Below are 22,278 nucleotides of genomic sequence, written 5' to 3'. Positions count from 1 at the left end.
AGTCTATCTGGTTCCGTTCGGGACGGTCTCGCCTGCACTTCCACCCTTTTTATGTGTTCCATTGCGTTCGATTCTGCAGGTTCCGACGCTACGGGGCTTGTGGGGTTGTGAAAACGTCCGGTCCCGTAGGGTCCAACACGGCGATCGGGGGCGGAGACGTGATGGGTCTGCCACTCAGCACATGTCAATCGGTTGACGTTCGTTGAGTGGCAGAAAACCGTGCCGCTCAACGCGATTTTGGTGTTTTTTCGCGTTGAGCGGCAGACAGATCGGCGGCGGTGGCGGCCCTTGCGATACCGGTTATCGCAGGATCGTTGGAAAATGGCCGTTTTGACAAGATGTCAAAAAGGCGGTGAGGTGGTAATGACGTATCGTCGTGCCGCTCAATGCAAAAATCGCCGAAAAATGCGTTGAGCGGCACAGCCGGGGCGTGACCGGGCGGCATGACTGAGGCGGTGTGACCGGGCGGCATGACTGAGGCGGTGTGGCCGGGCGGCACAGCTGGACGGCACCGCCGGGGCATAGCTGGGCGCATGGTTGAAGTGGTGTGGCCGGGCGGCATGGCTGAGGCGGTGTCAATTGTGCGATGTGTCGGGATGTCGGTTGTTCTGTTGGCTGTGTTGGGGGTGCTTTGCCACGCGCCGGGTGTCGGCGGCGCTGCGTGTGGGGTGGTCGGGCGGCGAGGGTTTGTTCTCGGTATGGGGCATGAACTTCGCGCGGGCCGCGTGGGCGAGTGGCGTGTCGTGCGAATCTGTGTATAATGAATCATGTTATCGCAACCATACCCGCGAAGCGGCGGAATACGCTGGTTCGCGCTATCGGAAACAGAGCAAATTGTTTTCGATAGCATCACTACGAGGAAGAACGTGATGGGACCGTGGTTGCGGGAAACATCGACAGTCGTCGAATGGCGACTGAAGGAAGGAGCAATCAGGACGATGAAGTTCACCAACGCCAAGAAGGCCGTCGCGCTCACCGGTGCGATCGCCATGCTCGTCAGCGTCGCCGCGTGCGGTTCCGACAGCAACTCGAACAGCAGCAGCCAGCCGGCTCAGGAGAAGGACGTCCAGGAGATCACCGTGTGGGCTTGGGAGCCCACGCTGACCCAGGTCGCCAAGGACTTCGAAAAGGAGACCGGCATCAAGGTCGACTTGAAGAACGTCGGCACCAACACCAAGGAGTACACGCAGCTGGACAACGCCATCGAGGCAGGCTCCGGCGCCCCGGACGTCGCCCAGGTCGAGTACTACGCGATCCCGCAGTACGCCATCAAGGGCAACCTGCTCGACATCACCGACAAGACCTCCGGCTACGAGGACTTCTACACCCCCGGCCCGTGGGCCTCCGTGCAGTTCGCCGGCAAGGTCTACGGCCTGCCGATGGACTCCGGCCCGATGGCCTTCTTCTACAACAAGGAGGTCTTCGACAAGGCCGGCGTCGACGCCACCCAGATCAAGACGTGGGACGACTACTACGAGGCCGCCAAGAAGATCCACGCCCTCGGCGACAACTACTACATCACCTCCGACACCGGTGACGCCGGCTTCTACGACTCGATGACCTGGCTCGCCGGCGGACAGCCGTTCAAGACCTCGTCCGACGGCTCCGAGGTGACCATCAACCTCACCGGCGACGAGAACGTCCAGAAGTTCAACACCTACTGGCAGAAGATGCTCGACGAGGGCCTGCTCGACACCAAGACCGCCGGCTGGTCCGAGGACTGGTTCAAGGGCATGGTCGACGGCACCATCGCCTCCCTGCTGACCGGCGCCTGGATGCCGGCCAACCTCGCGAACTCCGCTGCTGCGGGCGCCGGCAAGTGGCGCGTCGCCCAGATGCCGACCGCTGACGGCTCCGCCACCAACGCCGAGAACGGCGGCTCCTCGCTGGCCGTGCTCGCCAGCTCCAAGAAGGCTGACGCCGCGTACAAGTTCATCGAGTACGCGAACCACGGCGATGGCGTGGCCACCCGTGTGGCCGGCGGCGCCTTCCCGGCCGACAAGGCCTCCATGGAATCCGATTCCTTCAAGAACGCCACCACGGTGAAGAACGCCGACGGCGAGGACGTCGACTACTTCGGCGGACAGAAGTACAACGAGGTTCTGGCCCAGGCCGCGGAGAACGTGTCCACCGGATACCAGTTCCTGCCCTTCGAGGTCAAGGCCCGCACCATCTTCGGCGACTACGTCGGCAAGTCCTACACCGGCGATCAGAAGCTGGCCGACGGCGTGGCGGCCTGGCAGAAGGCCCTGCAGGACTACGGCAAGGATCAGGGTTTCACCGTCAAGTGATCGCCCGGATATCCGATCATCAGACCGGCCGCCAGCTGGCCGGATGATAGCAGCTTCGCCCGGAAGGGCGATGTCCCGCAAACCGCAATAACCAATCACACGAAGGCTCCGTCGCATTGTGCGGCGGGGCCTTCGTGCCGTCCGGCGGCCTCTTACGCACGCATCGGTGTCCGGGTGTTTGGTGTCCGCCAAATCGTCGTGCGGCGTCGTCGTACGGCTTCACACGCTCTCGTCACAGGAGGACGAGTACACTCGTGACCATTGCGCCTGCCGTCCGTTCCTCCGTGAGGCGGGAGAGTACGGCACGGGCGACAGCGGGCGACGAGATGACATCACGAATGCGTAGGGAGACGCGGCACATGGGTTTGAGAATCGGCTTCAACGGGGGTTTCAGACGCATCGCCGTCGCGCTGACGGCACTCGTCATGACGGTTTCGCTCGCCTCCTGCGGTCAGGCGGCCGACACGCGCACCCACATCACCGTGTGGAGCTGGGAGCCGAACATGGGCGAGGTGGTCGACGACTTCGAGCGCGACAACCCCGACGTGGTCGTCGATCTGAAGAACATCTCCGGCTACGAGAACCTCAACACCGCGATCCAGGACGGCTACGGCATGCCCGACGTGGCGCAGATCGAATACTTCGCGCTGCTGCAGTACGCGGTCTCCGGCCAGCTGCTCGACATCTCCGACTACGTAGGCGACGACTACGCGAACTTCTACTCGCCCGGCACGTGGTCGAGCGTGCAGCTGGCGGGACGCGTGTACGGCCTGCCGATGGATTCCGGCCCGATGGCGTTCTTCTACAACAAGGACGTCTTCGATCAGGTCGGCGTCGACGCCTCGCGGATCAGGACATGGGACGACTACTACGAGGCGGCGAAGAAGCTCAAGGACATCGGCGTGTACATCGCCGCCGATTCGGGCGACGCCAGCTTCTACGCGGCGATGATCTGGCTTGCCGGCGGCGAGCCGTTCCACACCAGCCCCGACGGCAAGACCGTCACCATCTCCCTTGACGGCGACGAGGGTACGAGGAGATTCACGAAGTTCTGGCAGCGGATGATCGACGAGGGACTGATCGACACCCGGAGCGCCACCTGGTCGAACGGCTGGAAGCGGGCACTGAGCACCGGAACCGTCGCCTCCGTGTTCTCCGGCGCGTGGATGCCGTCGATGCTGATGGCCAATGCGCTCGGCACCGCGGGCCTGTGGCGGGTGGCGCCGATGCCCACGGCCGACGGTCGGACGACCAACGCCGAGAACGGCGGATCGGCGATGGCCGTGCTCCAATCCACACGCAAGCCGCGGGCCGCCTACCGGTTCGTCGACTACGTCACGCATAGTCGCGACGGCATCGACACGCGTGTCGACGGCGGCGCGTTCCCCGCCGATCTGGAGACGCTCTCCAGCGAGACGTTCCTCGACAAGACCACGATCCGCAACACGAACGGCATCGACATCCCCTACTTCGGCGGGCAGCAGTTCAACCGAGTGCTCGCCGACGCGGCCGAGAACGTGTCGGTCGGATACCAGTATCTACCCTTCGAGGTGTACGCGCGCAGCGACTTCCGCTCCACCGTCGGCAAGGCGTACAAGTGGGGCAGCGCCTGGCAGTCGTATCTGAAGCGTCAGCGGGACATCAAGGCCGGCATGACCGACGCGGACGGCAACGCCCTCAAGCCGATCGAGCGGCCCACCCCGAAGGTGAGCCTCTCATCGGGCATCGCCGCATGGCAGGCGGACCTGAAGGAGTACGGCGTCAACCAGGGCTTCACGATCCGCTGACGCGTATCGTCACCGCACGTTGCGCGAGTAGATGTACGCCATGCCCTTGAAGATCAGATCCGGATCGTACACGTCGATCATGTCGGTGTCGTTCTGGAACACGCGGCCGAGGCCTCCGGTCGCGATCACCTGGAACGGCTCGCCGATCTCCTTGCGGAACTGGGCGATCGTGTACTCCACGCCGCCGAGGAACGTGTAGTACAGGCCCGCCTGCATGGCAGTGCGCGTGTTCGTCGCGAGGATCGATTTCGGACGCGTGATCTCCACCTCGGGCAGCTGTGCGGTCTGCCCCCACAGCGCCTCGGCGCCGGTGCGGATGCCGGTCGTGATGTACCCGGAGACGATCGTGCCGGTCGCATCCACGTAGTTGAACGTCGTCGCCGTGCCGAAATCGGCCACGAGCACCGGACCGCCGTACGTGTGGTAGGCGCCGGCGCAGTCCGCGAGGCAGTCCGAACCCAGGGTCTTCGGATCGTCGAGACGGATGTTCATGCCGGTCTTGATGCCCGGGCCGACCACCATAGGCTCGAAGCCGAGGAACTTGATGATCGACGAGCGGAACGAGTACATGACCTTCGGCACCACCGAGCAGACGATCACGTCGTCCACGTCGCGCGCCGTATAGCCCCCGAGTTCCAGGAACTGCGTGATCATGAGACCGTACTCGTCGGACGTGTGCGTCGCCTTCGTGGTGATGCGGTACGTGCCGACGATGCGTCCGTCCTCCAGAAAACCGATCACGATGTTCGTGTTGCCGATATCGACCGCCATCAGCATGGGTTGCTCCTTGTGTCGCGTGTGTATTGCGTGTGTATTGAGTGCGTATTGAATGTGTTCCGTAAGCCGTGCCTATGAGCCGCCGAGCCGCCAGACGCGCTATGCCGCGTCCGACTGACGGTGCATGGCGGCGAGCCGCAGCATCAGCCGCTTGGCCAGCACGATCTTGTCCATCTTGTTCCAGTGTTCGATCTGCGGGGTCTTCGGATCGCTCGTGCCGGGGGTCAGCACGGTCACGATGTTCGTGTCCGTCGCGAAACCGGCGCCCTCCTCGCGCAGATTGTTCGCCACCAGCATGTCGCAGTGCTTCGCTGCGAGCTTTTTCGCCGCGTTGGCGATCAGATGCTCCGTCTCCATCGCGAAGCCGCACAGGATCTGCGATCCGTCGTCGCGCTTGCGTCCGCCGGCCCATGCGAGGATGTCCGGATTCGACACGAGATTGAGGGTGATCGAATCTCGTCCGTCCTTCTTGATCTTCTGCTGGGCGATCCGCTCGACGCGGAAGTCGCCCACGGCCGCGGCCATCACCGTGATGTCCGCCGCGGCGAACGTTTCCGACACCGCCTCGAACATGTCCTCGGCCGTGGTGACTCGCACCACGTCGACACCCTGCGGGGGCTCAAGCGAGACCGGTCCGGAGACGAGCGTGACCTTCGCACCCAGCTCGGCGGCCGCCTCGGCGATCGCGTACCCCATCTTGCCGGTCGAATGGTTCGTCAGGTAGCGCACCGGATCGAGCGGCTCCTGCGTGGGCCCCGCCGTGACCAGCACGGTAAGACCCCTGAGCGGCTGCGAAGCGATCGAGTCGGAGAATGCGTCGACGGTGTCCGACGCATCGGGCGTACCGGTAGTCTCGTCCGATGCGTCTGCCGCGACCGTCGCATCCCCGTCGGACAGCAGTCCGGCGACCGCCCGTTCGATCTCTTCCGGTTCGGCCATGCGCCCGCGACCCACGTCGCCGCACGCAAGCTCCCCCTCGCCCGGCTCGACGACGGTCCATCCGAGCGATCGGCAGACGTCGAGATTGCGCTGCGTGACGGGATTGGCGTACATGTGCACGTTCATCGCCGGACACAACGCCTTCGGCCCCTCGTAGGCGAGGACCGTGGCGGTGAGCGTGTCGTCGGCCATCCCCGCGGCGATGCGGGCGATCGCATCCGCGCTCGCCGGCGCCACGACGAGCATGTCCGCCCATTCGGCGTCGCGCACATGGTTGATCGTCTCGCGCGTGGCCGGATTGGCGACCACGTCGCCAAGGGCGTCACCGGCGGCGGGGGAGGGGAACATCGTCGTACGTGTGCGCTCGCCGGTCAGCGACGTGAACGTCAGCGGGGTGACGAACCGTTCGGCCGCGGCCGTCTCGATCACGCGGACCGTGTGCCCGGCCTTCGTCCAGTCGGATGCCAGATGACAGGACTTGAACGCGGCGATACTGCCGGTGACCCCCAGAAGAATATGTGCCATAACCGCCTCCCGCCCCGGTTTTCGCCGGGTACGCGTATGCCGATGCCTCCATGCATGGCCGGTCGCCGCGGACCTTCCATCGGCGCCGATGCCCCAGTATAGCCGCGAGGTCACGTCGGCGGTGGCAAGTCGTCACTACAATGGCGATGATGGACCGTGGCGGAACGGAAAGGACCATGGCGGGAAGGGGATGCAATGGGCTTGAGCGTATTCGGCCGCGTGTCGGGATCCCCCGACGGTTTCGACGACGGCGATCCCGCCATGTCCGGCCCCTCGTTCGGAGCGCCGCGGGGCGGTGCGGTGGGATTGCCGCTGTACACGTCGCTGCGGCACGACACCTCGCCGGCCGTGCTCGCCCGCGCCCGCTCGATCGCGGACCACGCCGTCTCGATGATGGATTCCCTCGACTACACGTTGGACGCGCGCACCGGATCGGCGACCATAACCGGGCGGATCAGAGGCACGTCCAGCCCGTCCAGCAGGTATACGGTCAATGTCTACTTCAACGCCGACACCGGTGAGATCAGCGGCGGCGGATGCACCTGTCCCGCATACGCGCGCGGCTACGATATCTGCAAGCATATGGCGGCCCTCGTGATCGCGTTCATCAACGATCCGGATCGTTTCGACGGTTTCGGAGCGCCGCAGTCCATCTCGTCGTCGCGTCGGCTGCTCGCGGCGATGCAGCAGCTCGACGAGCAGGATGATCAGGCTCGTCGCGCCAGACGCCGCGAATCGATGATCAACGCCGGTACGTCGGACGGGCGCGGCCGTGCGTCGCAACCGAAGGTCGTCCCCGGTTCGGTCATGCTCGCTCCCATCCTGAGCTATCTCGACGGGCGGTGGAGCGTTGAGTTCCGCATCGGCGTCGAAGGCGCCATGTACGTGCTCAAATCGATCTCCACCCTGCTTGACGACATGCGGCTGTCGAGCTACCGCGCCTACGGGCAGAAGCTCGCGTTCACGCATACGCCGGCGATGCTCGACTCGCGTTCGCGCGCGATGCTCGGCTTCCTGAACCGCATCGAGGACGTGCGTCGGGCCGTCGACCTGCAGGATGTGCGATACGGCGCTCTGGGATCGGTGCGCATCGACCGGCATCTGCCGCTCGCCGAATCGGAGACCGCGCGACTGCTCGACATCGTGGCCGCCGCCCCCGATGCTGCCGGCTCCGACAACACGCGCATCGGACTGGTGCTCGACGAATGGTTCAACCGGTCTCCGGTCTATGTGCCGGTCAACGGCGAGGGCCCGGACGCGATGCCCGTCGTCTCGATGACCCGCATCAACGGCGATGGCGGCGTCGACGGCTACTCGTTGCACGGGCGTCCTCCGATTGAGACGACGATCGCCGGGGACGACGGCGTATGGCTGCTCATGCCACCCGCCGACGCGCATGGTCGTCGTGCGCTGCGCAATACCATGCTGACGAGCCGGGCGCATTCCACCATGCGCATCAGCGCCGTCGGATACCGGTTCGTCCGCTGTCCGAAGCCGCTCGAACCGTTCGCTGACCTGCTTCCCGTGGTCTGTGGCGAGGATCCGAACGGCGAGATCGTCGCGTTCGACGACGCGCCGCTGTTCGCGCGCACGCTGATGCCCCGCCTCGTCGACGCGGGCCTGATGAGCGCCGGGGACGTGCCACGCGAGATCGAACTTCTGCGCCCCGTCGAATGCGAGCCCGAGTTCTACCTCGACCGCGACGACAAGGGCATCACCTGCGTGGCGAAGGCCCGCTACGGTGATCGCGAGACGACGATCGTGCCCCAGCGCGGGGGAGACTTCATCGCCGGCGCGACGCCGATGGTCGGCGCCGGACATGATTTCGCCGCCGAACGCGCGATGCTCGACCTGGTGCGCACGTATTTCGCGATTCCCTCGAGTGCGGACCCGGCGTTCATCGGACGAGACGAGACCATGCGCATCATCGCCCTGTTCGACGAGGGCCTGCCCGCCCTGCGCGCTATGGGCAGGGTGTTCACGACGCCCGCCTTCGACCGTCTGCTCGCGCCGAAGCCGCCGAGCGTGACCGTGGGGCTCGCGATCAGGTCGAATCTCGTGGAGATCTCGCCGATCGCCGACGAGGTGCCGCCCGACGAGGTGGGTGCGCTCCTCGCCTCATACCGCCGCAGACAGCGTTTCCACCGGCTGAAGGACGGCACGTTCGTCGACCTGCGCGGCGCGAAGCTCGATGCGCTCGACAGGGTCGCCGCCGACCTCGATCTCGACGAATCGGAGCTCAATGACGGACCCGTCACCCTGCCCGGCATGCAGGCGTTCCTGCTCGACGGGGAGCTCGCCGGCGAGGGCGTGCGCAAGGAGCCGTCGTTCATGCGCTACGTGGACGAGCTGAAGACCATCGATCCCAGCCGTTATGCGGTGCCGAACGAGCTCGCCCACGTGCTGCGCCCCTATCAGGTGGAGGGATTCAGGTGGCTGCGCACCCTGTGCGACAAGGGATTCGGCGGCATCCTCGCCGACGAGATGGGTCTGGGCAAGTCCGTGCAGCTGATTGCCCTGCTGCTTTCGTTGTTGGACGCGCATGACGACACCGCCGTCGACGACACCGCCGCTGATGTCTCCGGCGCAGCCCAACCCGCGCCCTCGCTCATCGTGTGCCCGGCATCGCTCGTCTACAACTGGGTGGCGGAATTCTCCAAATTCGCGCCCGGGGTCGACGTCGTGGCCGTAGCGGGCACGAAGGCCGAGCGTCGCGACGCCATCGCGCGGTGCGTCGGCAAGGGCTCCGTGCTCATCACCTCGTACGATCTGCTGCGTCGCGACGTCGACGACTACAAGGACGTACGCTTCGACGTGATGGCGCTCGACGAGGCGCAGGTCATCAAGAACCACACCACGAAGATCGCCAAGGCCGTCAAGGCGATCGACGCCGAGCATCGCTTCGCCCTGACCGGCACGCCCATCGAGAACCGTCTGAGCGAACTGTGGAGCATCTTCGACTTCCTCATGCCGGGGCTCCTTGGCTCCTACCGGCGATTCCACGAACGCTACGAACTGCCGATCTCCAACGCGCGTGCCGCCGACCGATCCACGGCCGAGGGCCGCGCCGCCGCCGAGGTCAACCCGGAAGGGGAGCGGGTCGCGCACCGGCTGCAGGCGCTCGTCGGCGTGTTCATCAAACGCCGTCTCAAGGCGCAGGTCCTCACCGATCTGCCGGACAAGATCGAAACCACCGTCACCGTGCAGCTGGAGGGCGAGCAGCGCAGACTGTACGCCGCGCACGAGCAGCGTCTGCGCCAGCAGCTCGAACACAGCGCGGACGCCGACTTCAACACCTCCCGGATCCAGATCCTCGCCGAACTCATGAAGCTGAGGCAGATCTGCTGCGATCCGCGTCTGCTCTATGCGAACGCGAAGGACCATTCCGCCAAGCTCGCCGCCATCGAGGAGCTCATCTCCAGTTGCATGTCCGAAGGCAAGAAGGCGCTCGTCTTCTCCCAGTTCACGAGCTTCCTGGACCTGATCGCCGCCCGTCTCGACCGGGACGACGTCGCCTACTACACGATCACCGGTTCGACCCCGAAGCGCAGGCGGCTCGAGCTGGTCGACCGCTTCAACGCGGACGACACTCCGGTCTTCCTCATCTCCCTGAAGGCGGGCAACACGGGACTGAACCTCGTGGGCGCGAGCGTCGTCATCCACGCCGACCCATGGTGGAACGCCGCGGCGCAGGATCAGGCCACCGATCGCGCCCATCGCATCGGACAGCGTCGGGACGTGGATGTGTACCGGATCGTCGCCAAGGACACCATCGAGGAGCGGATCCTCGACCTGCAGCACAGCAAAAGCGAGCTGGCGCGCCGGTTCACCGACGCCGAGGCGCTCGCCGCGGCCGCGCCGGCGACGATCTCCACACTCAGCCGCGACGATCTTCTGGGGCTGCTCGGATGATAGTCTCGAGAAAAAGGAAACGGACGTCCGAACAGAAGGGAATGCAGGCATGATCAGGGTTTCGGTTGTTGGAGCCAAGGGACGCATGGGATCGCACGTCGTCGAGGCGGTCAGCGGAGCGGACGGCATGCAGCTGGCGCTGGCGCTTGACGCGGGCGACGACCTGACCGCCATCACGCCGGAGAACACCGACGTGGTCGTCGAGTTCACCGTGCCGGCCGTGAGCCTGACGAACGTGCTCGCCCTCATCGCTCAGGGCGTCGACGTGGTCGTCGGCACCACCGGCTGGACCGAGGAGAAGCTCGATCAGGTGCGTGGAGCCATCGCCGCCGGTCCGAGGCCCGAGAGCCAGAAGGTGTTCATCGCGCCGAACTTCGCGATCTCCGCCGTCCTCGCCGACCACTTCGCCACGCAGGCCGCGAGGTATTTCGAATCCGTGGAGATCATCGAGATGCATCATCCGAACAAGGTGGACGCCCCCTCCGGCACCGCCATCCACACCGCGCAGGGCATCGCCGCCGCACGCAGGGCAGCCGGCCTCGGCCCGGTTCCGGACAACACCCAGACCGACGGCGGCTCGCGCGGCCAGGTCGTCGACGGCATCCACGTGCACGCCGTGCGCCTGCGCGGCCTCAACGCGCACGAGGAGGTGCTCTTCGGCAACGCCGGCGAGCAGCTCGTGATCCGCGCCGACAGCTTCGACCGCGGCTCCTTCATGCCCGGCGTGCTGCTCGCCGTGCGCAAGGTGGCCTCCGACGCCCCCGCCGGGCTGACCGTCGGCCTCGACAACTTCCTCGACCTGTGAGCCCTGCGAGCCTGTAGGGCCGTAGGGACACGGGGCCGCAAGGCCGACGTCACGTCGTCCGGGCGACGACGTCGAGAGTTAACAATAGGCGTCCACAACGCGAAGTACGGTAAGCGATATGACTGAGAGCGATATGCATCTGCTGAATCCTGCCCCGTTCGGGCGCATCCTTCCCGCCATGATCACCCCCATGAAATCCAACGGCGAGGTCGACTACGAGGCGGCGCAGAAACTCGCCAAACAGTTGGTCGCGGATGGGGCCGATGGCCTGGTGGTCAACGGTACCACCGGCGAATCGCCCGTCACCCACATGGAGGAGAAGGTCGATCTCGTCCGTGCGGTCAAGGAGGTCGTGGACGTGCCGGTGATCTCCGGCGCCGGCTCCAACGACACCGCGCACACCGTGCGCATGGTCGAACAGACCCAGGAGGCGGGCGCCGATGCGGTGCTCGTCGTCATGCCGTACTACTCCCGCCCCTCGCAGGACGGCGTCGTCGGCCACTACAGGGCCGTCGACGAGAGCACCGACAAGCCGATCATCGTCTACGACGTGCCCGGCCGCACCGGACTGAAGGTCAAGGTCGAGACCTACGACCGTCTCGCGGCGCTCGAACACGTCGTGGCGGTCAAGGACGCCACCGGCGACCTCGCAGCGGCCGTCGAGAAGCAGCAGCGCACCGGACTCGCCTGGTACTCGGGCGACGACGGCCTGTTCCTGCCGTTCCTGTCCATCGGCGCGGTGGGCATCATCTCCGTCATCGCGCATGCAGCGGCCCACCCGATGCGCCAGCTCGTCGAGGCGTTCGACCGCGGCGACATCCACGAGGCCCAGCGCCTCGCCAACCAGCTCGCCCCGCTGGTTCACGCCCTGAACGGCGACGGCTATCAGGCCGTCATGGCCAAGGCCGCGCTCAAGGTGCGCGGCATCCTCGACTCCACCACCATGCGTCTGCCGAACATCGGACCGGACGAGGCCCAGATCGAGAAGGCCAGGGCCGGCATGCACGCGGCCGGACTGCTGTAAGGCGCTCCACACGTCGCCTCCGCGAGAGCGCGGGGGCACCGAAGTACATACAGGAAATACAAGAAAGTCATGGCACAAGAACAAACCAGCAATACCAATGAAGGCGCCGCCAAGGGCGCCAGGAAATCCTCCGGTTCCCGCCGCCGCGGCGCCGGCCGCGCGGCTTCGGGCCGCACCTCCGCCGCACGTACGTCCGGCCGTTCCGCCTCCAACACGCGAGGCAGGAGCCGTTCCAACGGCAGCCGTTCGCGTGGCGCCTCCGGCGCGTCCCGCTCCCGCCGCCAGAACGTCGGCACTCAGGCCACCGCGCCCCAGCAGGATGCGGTGCTCATCGCCCCGCCGAAGTACCGCAAGGGTTCGATGCGCATCACGCCGCTCGGCGGTCTGGGCGAAATCGGCCGCAACATGAACGTGATCGAATACAACGGTCACCTGCTGCTCATCGACTGCGGCGTGCTCTTCCCGGAGGAGGAGCAGCCGGGCGTCGACCTTATCCTGCCCGATTTCAGCTACATCAAGGACCGGCTCGACCAGGTCGAGGCGCTAGTGCTGACGCACGGCCACGAGGATCACATCGGCGGCGTGCCGTACCTGTTGAAGCTCCGTCCGGACATCCCGCTGATCGGCTCCAAGCTCACCCTCGCCTTCGTCGACGCGAAGTGCAAGGAACATCACCAGAACCCCACCAAGGTGGAGGTCCAGGGCCGTGACAAGCTCAAGGTCGGCCCCTTCGAGCTCGAGTTCGTCACCGTCACCCACTCCATCCCCGATGCGCTCGCCGTGCACGTGAAGACCCCGGCCGGTTCCCTCATCGACACCGGCGACATCAAGCTCGACCAGCTGCCGCTCGACCACAAGATCACCGATCTGGTCGAGTTCGGCAAGATCGGCGAGAAGGGCGTGGATCTGCTCATGATGGATTCCACGAACGCCGAGGTGCCGGGCTTCGTCAAGCCGGAGACCTCCATCGGTCCGGCGCTCGATCAGGCGTTCGCGCAGGCCACCCGCAAGATCATCGTCGCGAGCTTCTCCAGCCACGTCCACCGCGTGCAGCAGGTCGTCGACACCGCCCACAAGTACGGACGCAAGGTCGTCTTCGTCGGCCGTTCGATGGTGCGCAACATGTCCATCGCAGCCGACCTCGGATACCTGCACATCCCGGAGGGCACCGTCGTGGACCTGAAGCAGGCCAACGACATCCAGGACGACAAGCTCGTCTACATGTGCACCGGTTCGCAGGGCGAGCCGATGGCCGCCCTCGGCCGCATCGCCGACGGCAACCACCGCGACATCCACATCAACGAGTTCGACACCGTCATCCTCGCCAGCTCCCTGATCCCGGGCAACGAGCACGGCGTCTACAAGGTCATCAACAAGCTCGTGCAGCTCGGCGCCAAGGTCGTCAACCGCGACAACGCGGCCGTGCACGTGTCCGGCCACTGCAATGAGGGCGAGCTGCTGTACATGTACAACATCGTCAAGCCCAAGTGCGCGATGCCGATCCACGGCGAGAACCGCCACCTCGTGGCCAACGGCCTGCTGGCCGTCAAGACCGGCGTGGACCCGCAGAACGTGGTCCTCGCCGAGGACGGCGACGTCGTCGACCTCTACCACGGCAAGGCCGCGGTCGTCGGCTCCGTGCCGTGCGGCTACGTGTACGTCGACGGTGATTCGGTCGGCGAACTGACCGACGAGGAGCTCGAGAAGCGCCGCATCCTCGGCACCGAGGGCTTCGTCTCCGCGTTCGTCGTGGTCGACACCGATGCACGCGACGTGGTCTCCGGCCCGAAGATCTACCTGAACGCCGTGGCCGAGGACGAGAGCGAGTTCGACAAGGTCCGTCACCAGATCGTCGAGCAGCTCAACGACGCGATGATGCAGGGCACCACCGACACGTACAAGCTGCAGCAGATCATGCGTCGCACGCTCGGCGGATGGATCGCCCGCCAGCTCAAGCGCAAGCCGATGATCGTGCCGGTCGTGGCCGACATCGCCACCGACGTCGACGCCCAGTAGTCGTCAAGACGGTCGTAGACGCCGAGTCCCATCCCTCACACCATTCCACGTAAAAACCAGCTCCCCCTCCTTATCAAGGGGGAGCCTTGTTCATGTATAAGGAGCAATACATGCCCGGAGCGAATCTGACCCGCATCGAGGCCGAGGCCCGCAAGGCCGTCGTCGAAGCGCCCATCCACTACCATGTGAACCTCGATCTGACCGTCGGAGCGAAGACCTTCGGTTCGGACGTCCTGATCTGCTTCAACGCGCAGCCGGGCTCGTCCACCTTCCTCGACCTGATCGCCGACGAGGTGAGCGAGATCGTCCTCAACGGCCAGAGGCTCGACCCGTCCGAGGCCTTCGTCGACAACCGCATCGAGCTGACCGGTCTGAAGACCAAGAACGAGGTCTCGGTCAAGGCGCTGTGCCGCTACTCCAACACCGGCGAGGGCCTGCACCGCTCCGTCGACCCGTCCGACGGCAACGTGTACCTCTACTCCCAGTTCGAGGTGCCGGACGCCCGCCGCGTGTACGCCGTGTTCGACCAGCCCGACCTCAAGGCCACCTTCGACTTCAAGGTGCTCGCCCCGAAGAGCTGGATCGTCACCTCCAACATGCCGGCTGCGTCCGTCGAGGACGACGACCGTCTGACCGCCGAGGGCACGCTCGAGGCCAAGCCGGCCGAGACCACGCGCCTGTGGTCCTTCGACCCGACTCCGGTGATGAGCTCCTACCTGACCGCCATCTGCGCCGGCCCGTACGCCGAATGGCACACCGAGTACCGCAACGAGGACGGCCGCACGATCCCGATGGCCCAGTACTGCCGTCAGGCCGTCGCCGACGCCTTCGCCAAGGACGTCGACTATCTGTTCGACATCACCAAGAAGGGCTTCGCGTTCTACGCCAAGACGTGGGGCGTGCCCTACCCGTACGCCAAGTTCGATCAGATCTACGTGCCCGAGTACAACGCGGGCGCGATGGAGAACATCGGCATGGTCACGATCCGCGACTCCTACGTCTTCGAGTCCAAGGTGACCGACGCCCTGGCCGAGCGCCGCGTCGTCACCGTCCTGCACGAGCTCGCCCACATGTGGTTCGGCGACTACGTGACGATGAAGTGGTGGAACGACCTGTGGCTCAACGAGTCCTTCGCCGAGTTCACCTCCACGCTCGCCACCGCCGAGGCCACCGAATGGCACGACGCGTGGGCCACGTTCTGCTCCGGCGAGAAGAGCTGGGCATTGAGGCAGGACCAGCTGCCCACCACGCATCCGATCGTCGCTCCGATCAACGATCTCAACGACACGTACGTGAACTTCGACGGCATCACCTACGCCAAGGGCGCCTCCGTGTTGAAGCAGCTCGTGTTCTACGTGGGCCGTGAGAGGTTCTTCCAGGGCATCCACAACTACCTCAACAAGCACGCGTACTCCAACGCGACGCTGGGCGACCTGCTTGCCGAGCTGGAGCTCACCTCCGGCCGTGATCTCAATGCGTGGAGCGCCAAGTGGCTCGAGGAATCCGGCATCAACACGATCACGCCGGAGCTCGAGGAGAACGGCGACGGCACCATCGCCTCGCTCACGCTCGTCCAGAGCGCGCCCGCCGATCACCCGGTCCTGCGTCCGCACCGCCTCGCCCTCGGCTTCTACAACGAGGACGGGAAGACCGGACGCATCGTGCGCACCGACCGCCTCGAGCTCGACGTGGACGGCGAGAGCACCGCCGTCACGGCGGCCGCCGGCAAGCCGCGCCCGGCCCTGCTGCTCATCAACGACGAGGACCTGACCTACACGAAGATCCGCTTCGACGCCAACTCGCTGGCATTCGCCGAGCAGCGTCTGCCCGACTTCGACGATGCGCTCGCCCGCGCCGTGATCTGGCTGGCCTTCTGGGACATGACCCGCGACGGGGAGTTCCCGGCCGAGCGCTTCGTCGACCTGACGCTGCGCCTGCTCGCCACCGAGACCGAGTCCACCACGTTCCGCTACGCGCTGGCCTGCATGTCCACCACCGCGCACCACTATGTGGCCGCCGACCGCCGTGACGAGGTGCTGAAGCACGTGGCCGCCGAGCTGTGGAAGCTTGCGGGTGCGGCCGAGGCCGGCTCCGACAGCCAGTTCCAGCTCGCCACCGCCTACCTCGGATACGGCGAGGAGGGCGATGCCGCGTTCGCTGCCAACGCCCGCGGCCTGCTCGACGGCTCCGTGAGCCTCGAAGGCCTCGAGATCGACAACAACTTCACGTGGACGATCGTCAACGCCCTCGCCTCCGTCAACGAGTACGACGACGCCGATATCGACGCCCAGCTCAAGAAGAAGGAGACCACGGAGAACCGCGAGTTCGCCTACGGTGCGCGCGCCGTCAAGGGCACCGCCGAAGCGAAGGCGTGGGCGTGGGATCAGGCGCTCAACAACGCCGATCTGACCAACAGCCAGCTTGAGGCCGTGGCCCGCGGATTCGCCGCGACCCCGCGCCCCGATCTGGCCGCCCCGTATGCCGCCAAGTACTTCGAGACCGTCGACTGGATCTGGAAGAACAAGACCTTCCACATGGCCGAGGCGCTGCTCGAGGGCCTCTACCCGGGCTACGCCGATCCGGCCGAGCTGGTTTCGCTCGGCGAATCCTGGCTGGCCGGCCACGAGGACGCCGACGCGGCCCTGCGCCGCATCATTCTGGAGAACGTGTACTCCTCGAAGCGCACCCTCAAGGTCCGTAAGTACAACGAATCCCTGTGACCCGTTGACGATCCGTTGATGCGCTTGGCGTGCCCGGCACTCGGCGTACGTTCTCGATGACCATGGAATGGGTCGCCACGTGGAACGTACGCTGAGATCCCGCCAGCGTGCGTCCCCCGTGGCGATAGGGATCTGACCCCCCGAAATCGTATGCTCACCTCGAGTGGCCGTACGATTTCGGGGGGTCTGTGTGTGATGGCCCCGTTCGACGTACGGTGAGCGGCAGTCAGCGTACGTCGAACGGGGCCGGCTTGCCTATGGCCACCGGGAACGTACGGTGAATCCGTCCACATGGCAAGAGAACCGTCACAGGCCGCTGGAATCGGGGTATTCTCACTCACGACCGTTAGGAAAACGTTAGGAATCGAGCCGGCAATGGGGTGGATATCCCGGACCGGATAGACCGTCGATCCCCCTGACCGGAAGGATGTTGTGGTATGGTCGCGGGATTCTCGATCGTCACGTTGCTGCTGATCATGTTTGCCGGCATCGGCGCCGGATTCGTCGGGTATGCGGTGGGCGCCTCGTCGCTCGTCTCGTATCCCGCATTGCTTGCGCTCGGCATCCCTCCGGTCCTCGCCAACGCCTCGAACACGGTCGGCGTGATCGGCACCGGCATCGGCGGAGTGGTCGGGGCGCAGCGCGAACTCAAGGGACAGGCGGCGCGCGTCGCGGTCTACATGGTCATCGGTGCGCTCGGCGGTGTCGCCGGTGCGTTCCTGCTGCTCGAACTCGACGAGAAGGTGTTCGAGTTCGCCGCGCCGGCACTGATCCTGTTCTCCTCACTCCTCATCGCGTTCAACCCGCGCGGACGCATACAGGCCCGGGCGGCCGCGAAAACCGCGGTCGCGCAGCTGACGGGATCGGCTGAACGGCCGGTGCAGCCGATGAATCGCGACGCGTGGTGGGTATGGCCCGCCACCGCAGGCGTCGCCGTGTATTCCGGCTATTTCGGCGCCGGCGCGGGCACGGTCTCGCTCGCCGTGCTCGACGCCGCGGACATCGGCCCGTTCCACAGGATCAACGCGCTGAAGACCCTGATCGGCACGGGCGCGAACATCACCGCGTCCGTCGTGTTCATCGCGAGGGGAGTGGTCGACTGGCCGGCCGCGATCATGCTGTGCGTCGGCTGCTTCGTCGGCGGCTGCATCGCCCCGCCCATCACACGCCGCATCCCCGCGAACGCGATGCGTTGGGCGGCCGCCATCGCCGGCGTCATCCTCACCGTCGACCTCGCTCTGAAGACGTACCGGTGACGGGGCGCCTGATCATGCGCGAATGTGGCCGAATCGGACATTATTCCGTGTCGGCGTGCGTTCGCGTGACGCGCCGATTACCATGGTGGTCGGTAACGGGGCGTTGCGTCGTCCGGCTCAGTGAGGGCGGACGCGTCGTCTTCGATCGATCGATGATAAGGATGTTGAGCAACTATGCCGAAGATGTTTGGAACCGATGGTGTTCGAGGTCTCGCGAATCGTGATCTGACCGCGCGTCTCGCGCTCGATCTGGGCGATGCCGCCGTGCGCGTGCTCGGTGACGCGGGAACGCAGGACAACCAGCCGGAGGGCCGCCGCCGCGCCCTCGTCGGTCGTGACACGCGCGTGTCCGGCGACTTCCTCGCCTCCGCACTGGCCGCGGGCATGTCCGCCGGCGGCTTCGACGTGATCGACGCGGGCATCATCCCGACGCCGGGCGTCGCCTACCTGACCTCCGTGCTCAACGTCGAGATGGGCGCCGTGATCTCCGCCTCCCACAACCCGATGCCCGACAACGGCATCAAGTTCTTCGCACGCGGCGGCTTCAAGCTGCCCGACGCCAAGGAGGACGAGATCGAGGCCGTGCTCGGCCAGGACTGGGATCGTCCCACCGGCGCCGGCGTCGGCCGTGTCAGCCACGACACCGTCACCGCCACCAACCTGTACATCGATCACCTGGTCTCCACCATCGCCCCGATCAACCCGGACAAGACCCAACCCAAGCCCCTGAAGGGCTTGAAGATCGTGGCCGACTGCGCCAACGGCGCCACCTCCGTCGTCGCCCCCGAGGCGCTGCGCCGCGCCGGCGCCGAGGTCATGGTCATCAACGCCTCCCCGGACGGATACAACATCAACAAGCACGCCGGCTCCACCCACCCCGAGCAGCTGCAGGCCATGGTCAAGGCCACCGATGCGGTGATGGGCGTCGCGTTCGACGGCGACGCCGACCGCTGCCTCGCCGTGGACGAGGACGGCAACATGGTCAACGGCGATCAGATCATGGGCATCCTCGCACGCGCCAAGAAGGAGGCCGGCAAGCTCGCCGACAACACGCTCGTCGTCACCGTGATGAGCAATCTGGGCCTCAAGCTCGCCCTGAAGGACATGGGCATCAAGACCGTGCAGACCGCGGTCGGCGACCGCTACGTGCTCGAGGAGATGCTGCGAGGCGGCTACACGCTGGGCGGCGAGCAGTCCGGCCACGTCATCAACCGCGAGTTCGCCACCACCGGCGACGGCACTCTGACCGCACTGACCCTGTGCAACGAGGTCGTCCGCTCCGGCAAGAGCTTGAAGCAGCTCGCCGCCGACTTCCCGCAGCTGCCGCAGACCCTCGTCAACGTGCCGAACGTCGACAAGATGGCCGCCACCACCAACGCCAAGGTGCAGGCCGCCGTCGAGAAGGAGTCGAAGCTCCTCGGCGACACCGGCCGCGTGCTGCTGCGCCCCTCCGGCACCGAGCCACTCGTGCGCGTCATGGCCGAGGCCGCCACGCAGGAGCAGGCCGACGAGGTCTGCGCGCGCCTCGCCAAGGTCGTCGCCGACGAGCTCGCCCTGTAGCAGCCAGCCAATCCCAAGCCCAGCCAACCCACGAATCACACGGAATCCCACGGAGGAACCCAGCCACATGTTCGGGAAGAACACGAAAGTCGACATCGAGCTCAACCGAGACGTCGAACAGCTCATCAAGACCGGCGGCAAGGAGAAGATCCTGCCGATCGTGCAGGCCGGCGAGCCGGTGCTGCGCCAGCAAACCGCCGCCTACGACGGCCAGCTGTCCAAGCACACCCTCGCCAAGCTCATCGACACGATGCACACCACCATGCTCGAAGCGCCCGGCGTCGGCCTCGCCGCCACGCAGATCGGCTTGGGGCTCGCGCTCGCCGTCGTCGAGGACCATGTGCGCGACGACGAGGACGATCCTCGCGAGATCGCCGAATTCCCGTTCCATGTGATCATCAACCCGAAGTACACGCCGGTGGGGGAGAAGACCGCCAGCTTCTACGAGGGGTGTCTGAGCTTCGACGGCTATCAGGCGGTGCGCAGGCGCTGGCTTGACGTCGATGCCGAATGGGACGACGAGGACGGCAAGCACCACAAGGAGCGCCTGCACGGCTGGCCGGCCCGCATCTTCCAGCACGAGACCGACCATCTGAGCGGTGAGCTGTACATCGACAAGGCGGAGATCCGCTCCCTCGCCACCAACGAGAACCTCGAGGACTTCTGGGCCGAGGATCCGGTCCCCACCGAAGCCGCCGAGGAACTCGGCTTCGAACTGTAAGCCACCGGCTCCGCCGGGTGGGGGAGACGAATGCCGTGCACTGCAACAGGCCAGCCCATCGAGGGCTGGCCTTCGTTGTTTCGTGATTGATGAGGATGCTCATTGGTGGGTCTATAATGGCACGCGGTGATCGACCCTTCCATGGGCGGTCAACCGCACATAATCAAACTCATAACCACATATTGAATCGGCATCGATCCGGGACGCGCAAGCATGCCCGAACGAGCCGAACAGGGAGAGAACATGTCCCAGAACAATGGTGTGCACGGCGAAGCCGGCGCAACCAGTACCAGTACGGCAAGCACCGACGCGAGCCTCAACGCCCGCGCGAAGACCCCCAAAGGCGGCAATCGCGCCGGCCGCAGCGGCAATGGCAAAGGTCCGAAGTGGTGGCTGTGGTCGCTGATCGCGGTCATCGTAGTCAGCGCGCTCGTCGTCGGCGTCAACGCGTTCTTCACCAACAAGCAGAACGGCGGGAACGGTTCGGCGAGCACAGGCGGCACCGCCGCGGCCAAGCAGGCCGACACCGTCTCCATCGGCCTGAAGCTCGCGCCCGTCAACCTCGACATCCGACACCAGTCCGGATCCGCGCTCGAGCAGATCCTCATCGGCAACGTGTACGAAAGCCTCGTCTCGCGCGGCTCCGACAACAAGGTCCACCCCGGACTCGCCAAGAGCTGGGAGATCTCCGACGACGGCCTGACCTACACGTTCCACCTGAACGAGCACATGACCTTCTCCAACGGCGACGCGCTCGACGCCGACGACGTCGCCTGGTCCATCAACGAGCTCAAGGCGAACAAGTACTACAACTACGATCAGGTCAAGAACCTCGACAAGGCCGAGGCCGTCGACTCGAAGACAGTGAAGATCACCCTCTCCGCGCCCGACTCCAACATGCTGTGGTACCTGACCGGCCGCCCCGGACTCGTCTACGACAAGGACGGCACGTGGGACGAGAAGACCGGCGCCCTCGGCTCCGGCCCGTACACCGTCTCCTCGTTCGACCCGAGCGACAAGATCGTGTTCAAAGCCAACCCGAAATACTGGGGAACCGAACACAAGGCGAAGACCGAGAACGTGATCATCCGCTTCCTGCCCGATGACAACGCCGGGATCAACGCGCTCAAGAGCGGCGACGTGCAGGTGCTCTCTCCGATCACCGCCACCCTCGCCGAACCGTTCCGCAAGGACTCCAACTACGTCGTCAAGGAGGGCGACGGCTCCGACAAGTTCGTCCTCGCGTTCAACATGACCAATCCGAAGCTCACCGACAAGCGCGTGCGCCAGGCCATCCGCTACGGCATCGACCACCAGCAGATCATCGCCTCCCGCGGCGGCGTCGACTCCCCGCTCGGCGGCCCGATCCCCAAGGTCGACCCCGGCTACGAGGACCTGACCGACCTGTACCCGCACGACGAGGCCAAGGCCAAGCAGCTCATGGCCGAGGCAGGCTACTCCGAGTCCAAGCCGCTTCAACTCACCCTCACCTACGCGAACGTGTACGGCACCGAACTCGGCGACCAGCTCAAGAGCCAGCTGAAGCCCATCGGCATCGACCTGAAGATCAACTACGTCGAATTCTCCACCTGGCTGCAGGACGTGCACACCAACGGTGACTACGACCTCTCGCTCGTCGACCACGCCGAAAGCCACGACTTCTACAAGTGGGCCACGCCAAGCTACTACTACCACTACGACTCCAAAGAGGTGCAGGACCTCTACGCGAAGGCGCTCGCCGCGACCTCCGACGACGAGGCGTCCAAGTACCTCGCCCAGGCCGCGAAGATCGTCTCCGAGGATGCGCCCGCCGACTGGCTGTTCAGCTGGAGGGTGACGCAGGCCTACGCCAAGGGCGTCTCCGGATACCCGGAGAACCTCTCCCAGACCGTGCTGCCGTTGTGGCAGGTCACCTACACGCCAGTGAAGTGACGACGTCTTACCT

12 protein-coding genes and 1 pseudogene are annotated in these 22,278 nt (G+C 65.6%); 11 read left to right on the top strand and 2 right to left on the bottom strand.

What is annotated here, in order from left to right:
• Window positions 1–938 precede the first annotated feature (938 nt).
• On the top strand, window positions 939–2,291 hold the full coding sequence (locus BCAL_RS02135) for an ABC transporter substrate-binding protein (protein ID WP_043166813.1): 1,353 nt from the start codon (window positions 939–941) through the stop codon (window positions 2,289–2,291).
• A 359-nt stretch (window positions 2,292–2,650) separates the two neighbouring features.
• On the top strand, window positions 2,651–4,078 hold the full coding sequence (locus BCAL_RS02130) for an ABC transporter substrate-binding protein (RefSeq protein WP_052119248.1): 1,428 nt from the start codon (window positions 2,651–2,653) through the stop codon (window positions 4,076–4,078).
• Between the two features lie 9 nt (window positions 4,079–4,087).
• Here the strand turns inward: BCAL_RS02130 and BCAL_RS02125 are convergent, their stop codons facing one another.
• Window positions 4,088–4,855 (bottom strand): type III pantothenate kinase, encoded by a 768-nt coding sequence (locus tag BCAL_RS02125; RefSeq protein ID WP_043166815.1) that lies wholly within the window; start codon window positions 4,853–4,855, stop codon window positions 4,088–4,090.
• 99 nt (window positions 4,856–4,954) lie between these two features.
• A complete protein-coding gene (locus BCAL_RS02120; protein ID WP_043166817.1) occupies window positions 4,955–6,319 on the bottom strand; it encodes a bifunctional phosphopantothenoylcysteine decarboxylase/phosphopantothenate synthase in 1,365 nt (454 codons plus the stop codon).
• Between the two features lie 195 nt (window positions 6,320–6,514).
• On the opposite strand from BCAL_RS02120, the gene BCAL_RS02115 reads away from it, so the two are divergent.
• From BCAL_RS02115 to BCAL_RS02075, 9 genes and pseudogenes are all read left to right on the top strand, one after another.
• Window positions 6,515–10,231 (top strand): DEAD/DEAH box helicase, encoded by a 3,717-nt coding sequence (locus BCAL_RS02115; protein ID WP_081887193.1) that lies wholly within the window; start codon window positions 6,515–6,517, stop codon window positions 10,229–10,231.
• 49 nt (window positions 10,232–10,280) lie between these two features.
• The gene (dapB, locus tag BCAL_RS02110; RefSeq protein WP_043166819.1) at window positions 10,281–11,036 is read left to right on the top strand and encodes a 4-hydroxy-tetrahydrodipicolinate reductase; all 756 of its coding nucleotides are present in this window, start codon (window positions 10,281–10,283) and stop codon (window positions 11,034–11,036) included.
• A 118-nt stretch (window positions 11,037–11,154) separates the two neighbouring features.
• Window positions 11,155–12,060 carry a 4-hydroxy-tetrahydrodipicolinate synthase gene (dapA, locus tag BCAL_RS02105; protein ID WP_043166821.1) on the top strand — a complete coding sequence of 302 codons (906 nt, stop codon included), beginning with the start codon at window positions 11,155–11,157 and terminating at the stop codon, window positions 12,058–12,060.
• Window positions 12,061–12,351: 291 nt separating this feature from the next.
• Window positions 12,352–14,076: pseudogene (locus tag BCAL_RS02100) on the top strand (ribonuclease J); the annotation flags it as partial.
• 110 nt (window positions 14,077–14,186) lie between these two features.
• Entirely contained in the window at window positions 14,187–16,796 is a 2,610-nt protein-coding gene (gene pepN / locus BCAL_RS02095; RefSeq protein ID WP_043166824.1) for an aminopeptidase N, read from the top strand.
• Between the two features lie 437 nt (window positions 16,797–17,233).
• Window positions 17,234–18,052 (top strand): sulfite exporter TauE/SafE family protein, encoded by an 819-nt coding sequence (locus BCAL_RS02090; protein ID WP_043166826.1) that lies wholly within the window; start codon window positions 17,234–17,236, stop codon window positions 18,050–18,052.
• A 174-nt stretch (window positions 18,053–18,226) separates the two neighbouring features.
• The gene (glmM, locus tag BCAL_RS02085; protein WP_043166829.1) at window positions 18,227–19,612 is read left to right on the top strand and encodes a phosphoglucosamine mutase; all 1,386 of its coding nucleotides are present in this window, start codon (window positions 18,227–18,229) and stop codon (window positions 19,610–19,612) included.
• 67 nt (window positions 19,613–19,679) lie between these two features.
• On the top strand, window positions 19,680–20,333 hold the full coding sequence (locus tag BCAL_RS02080; RefSeq protein WP_043166831.1) for a peptide deformylase: 654 nt from the start codon (window positions 19,680–19,682) through the stop codon (window positions 20,331–20,333).
• Window positions 20,334–20,576: 243 nt separating this feature from the next.
• The gene (locus BCAL_RS02075) at window positions 20,577–22,265 is read left to right on the top strand and encodes an ABC transporter substrate-binding protein (RefSeq protein WP_043166832.1); all 1,689 of its coding nucleotides are present in this window, start codon (window positions 20,577–20,579) and stop codon (window positions 22,263–22,265) included.
• Window positions 22,266–22,278 lie beyond the last annotated feature (13 nt).

The sequence above is a fragment of the Bifidobacterium callitrichos DSM 23973 genome (genome assembly GCF_000741175.1).
Taxonomy (GTDB): domain Bacteria; phylum Actinomycetota; class Actinomycetes; order Actinomycetales; family Bifidobacteriaceae; genus Bifidobacterium; species Bifidobacterium callitrichos.
Note: the sequence above shows the minus strand (reverse complement) of the source record. Positions and strands in the feature narration are given on the sequence as shown.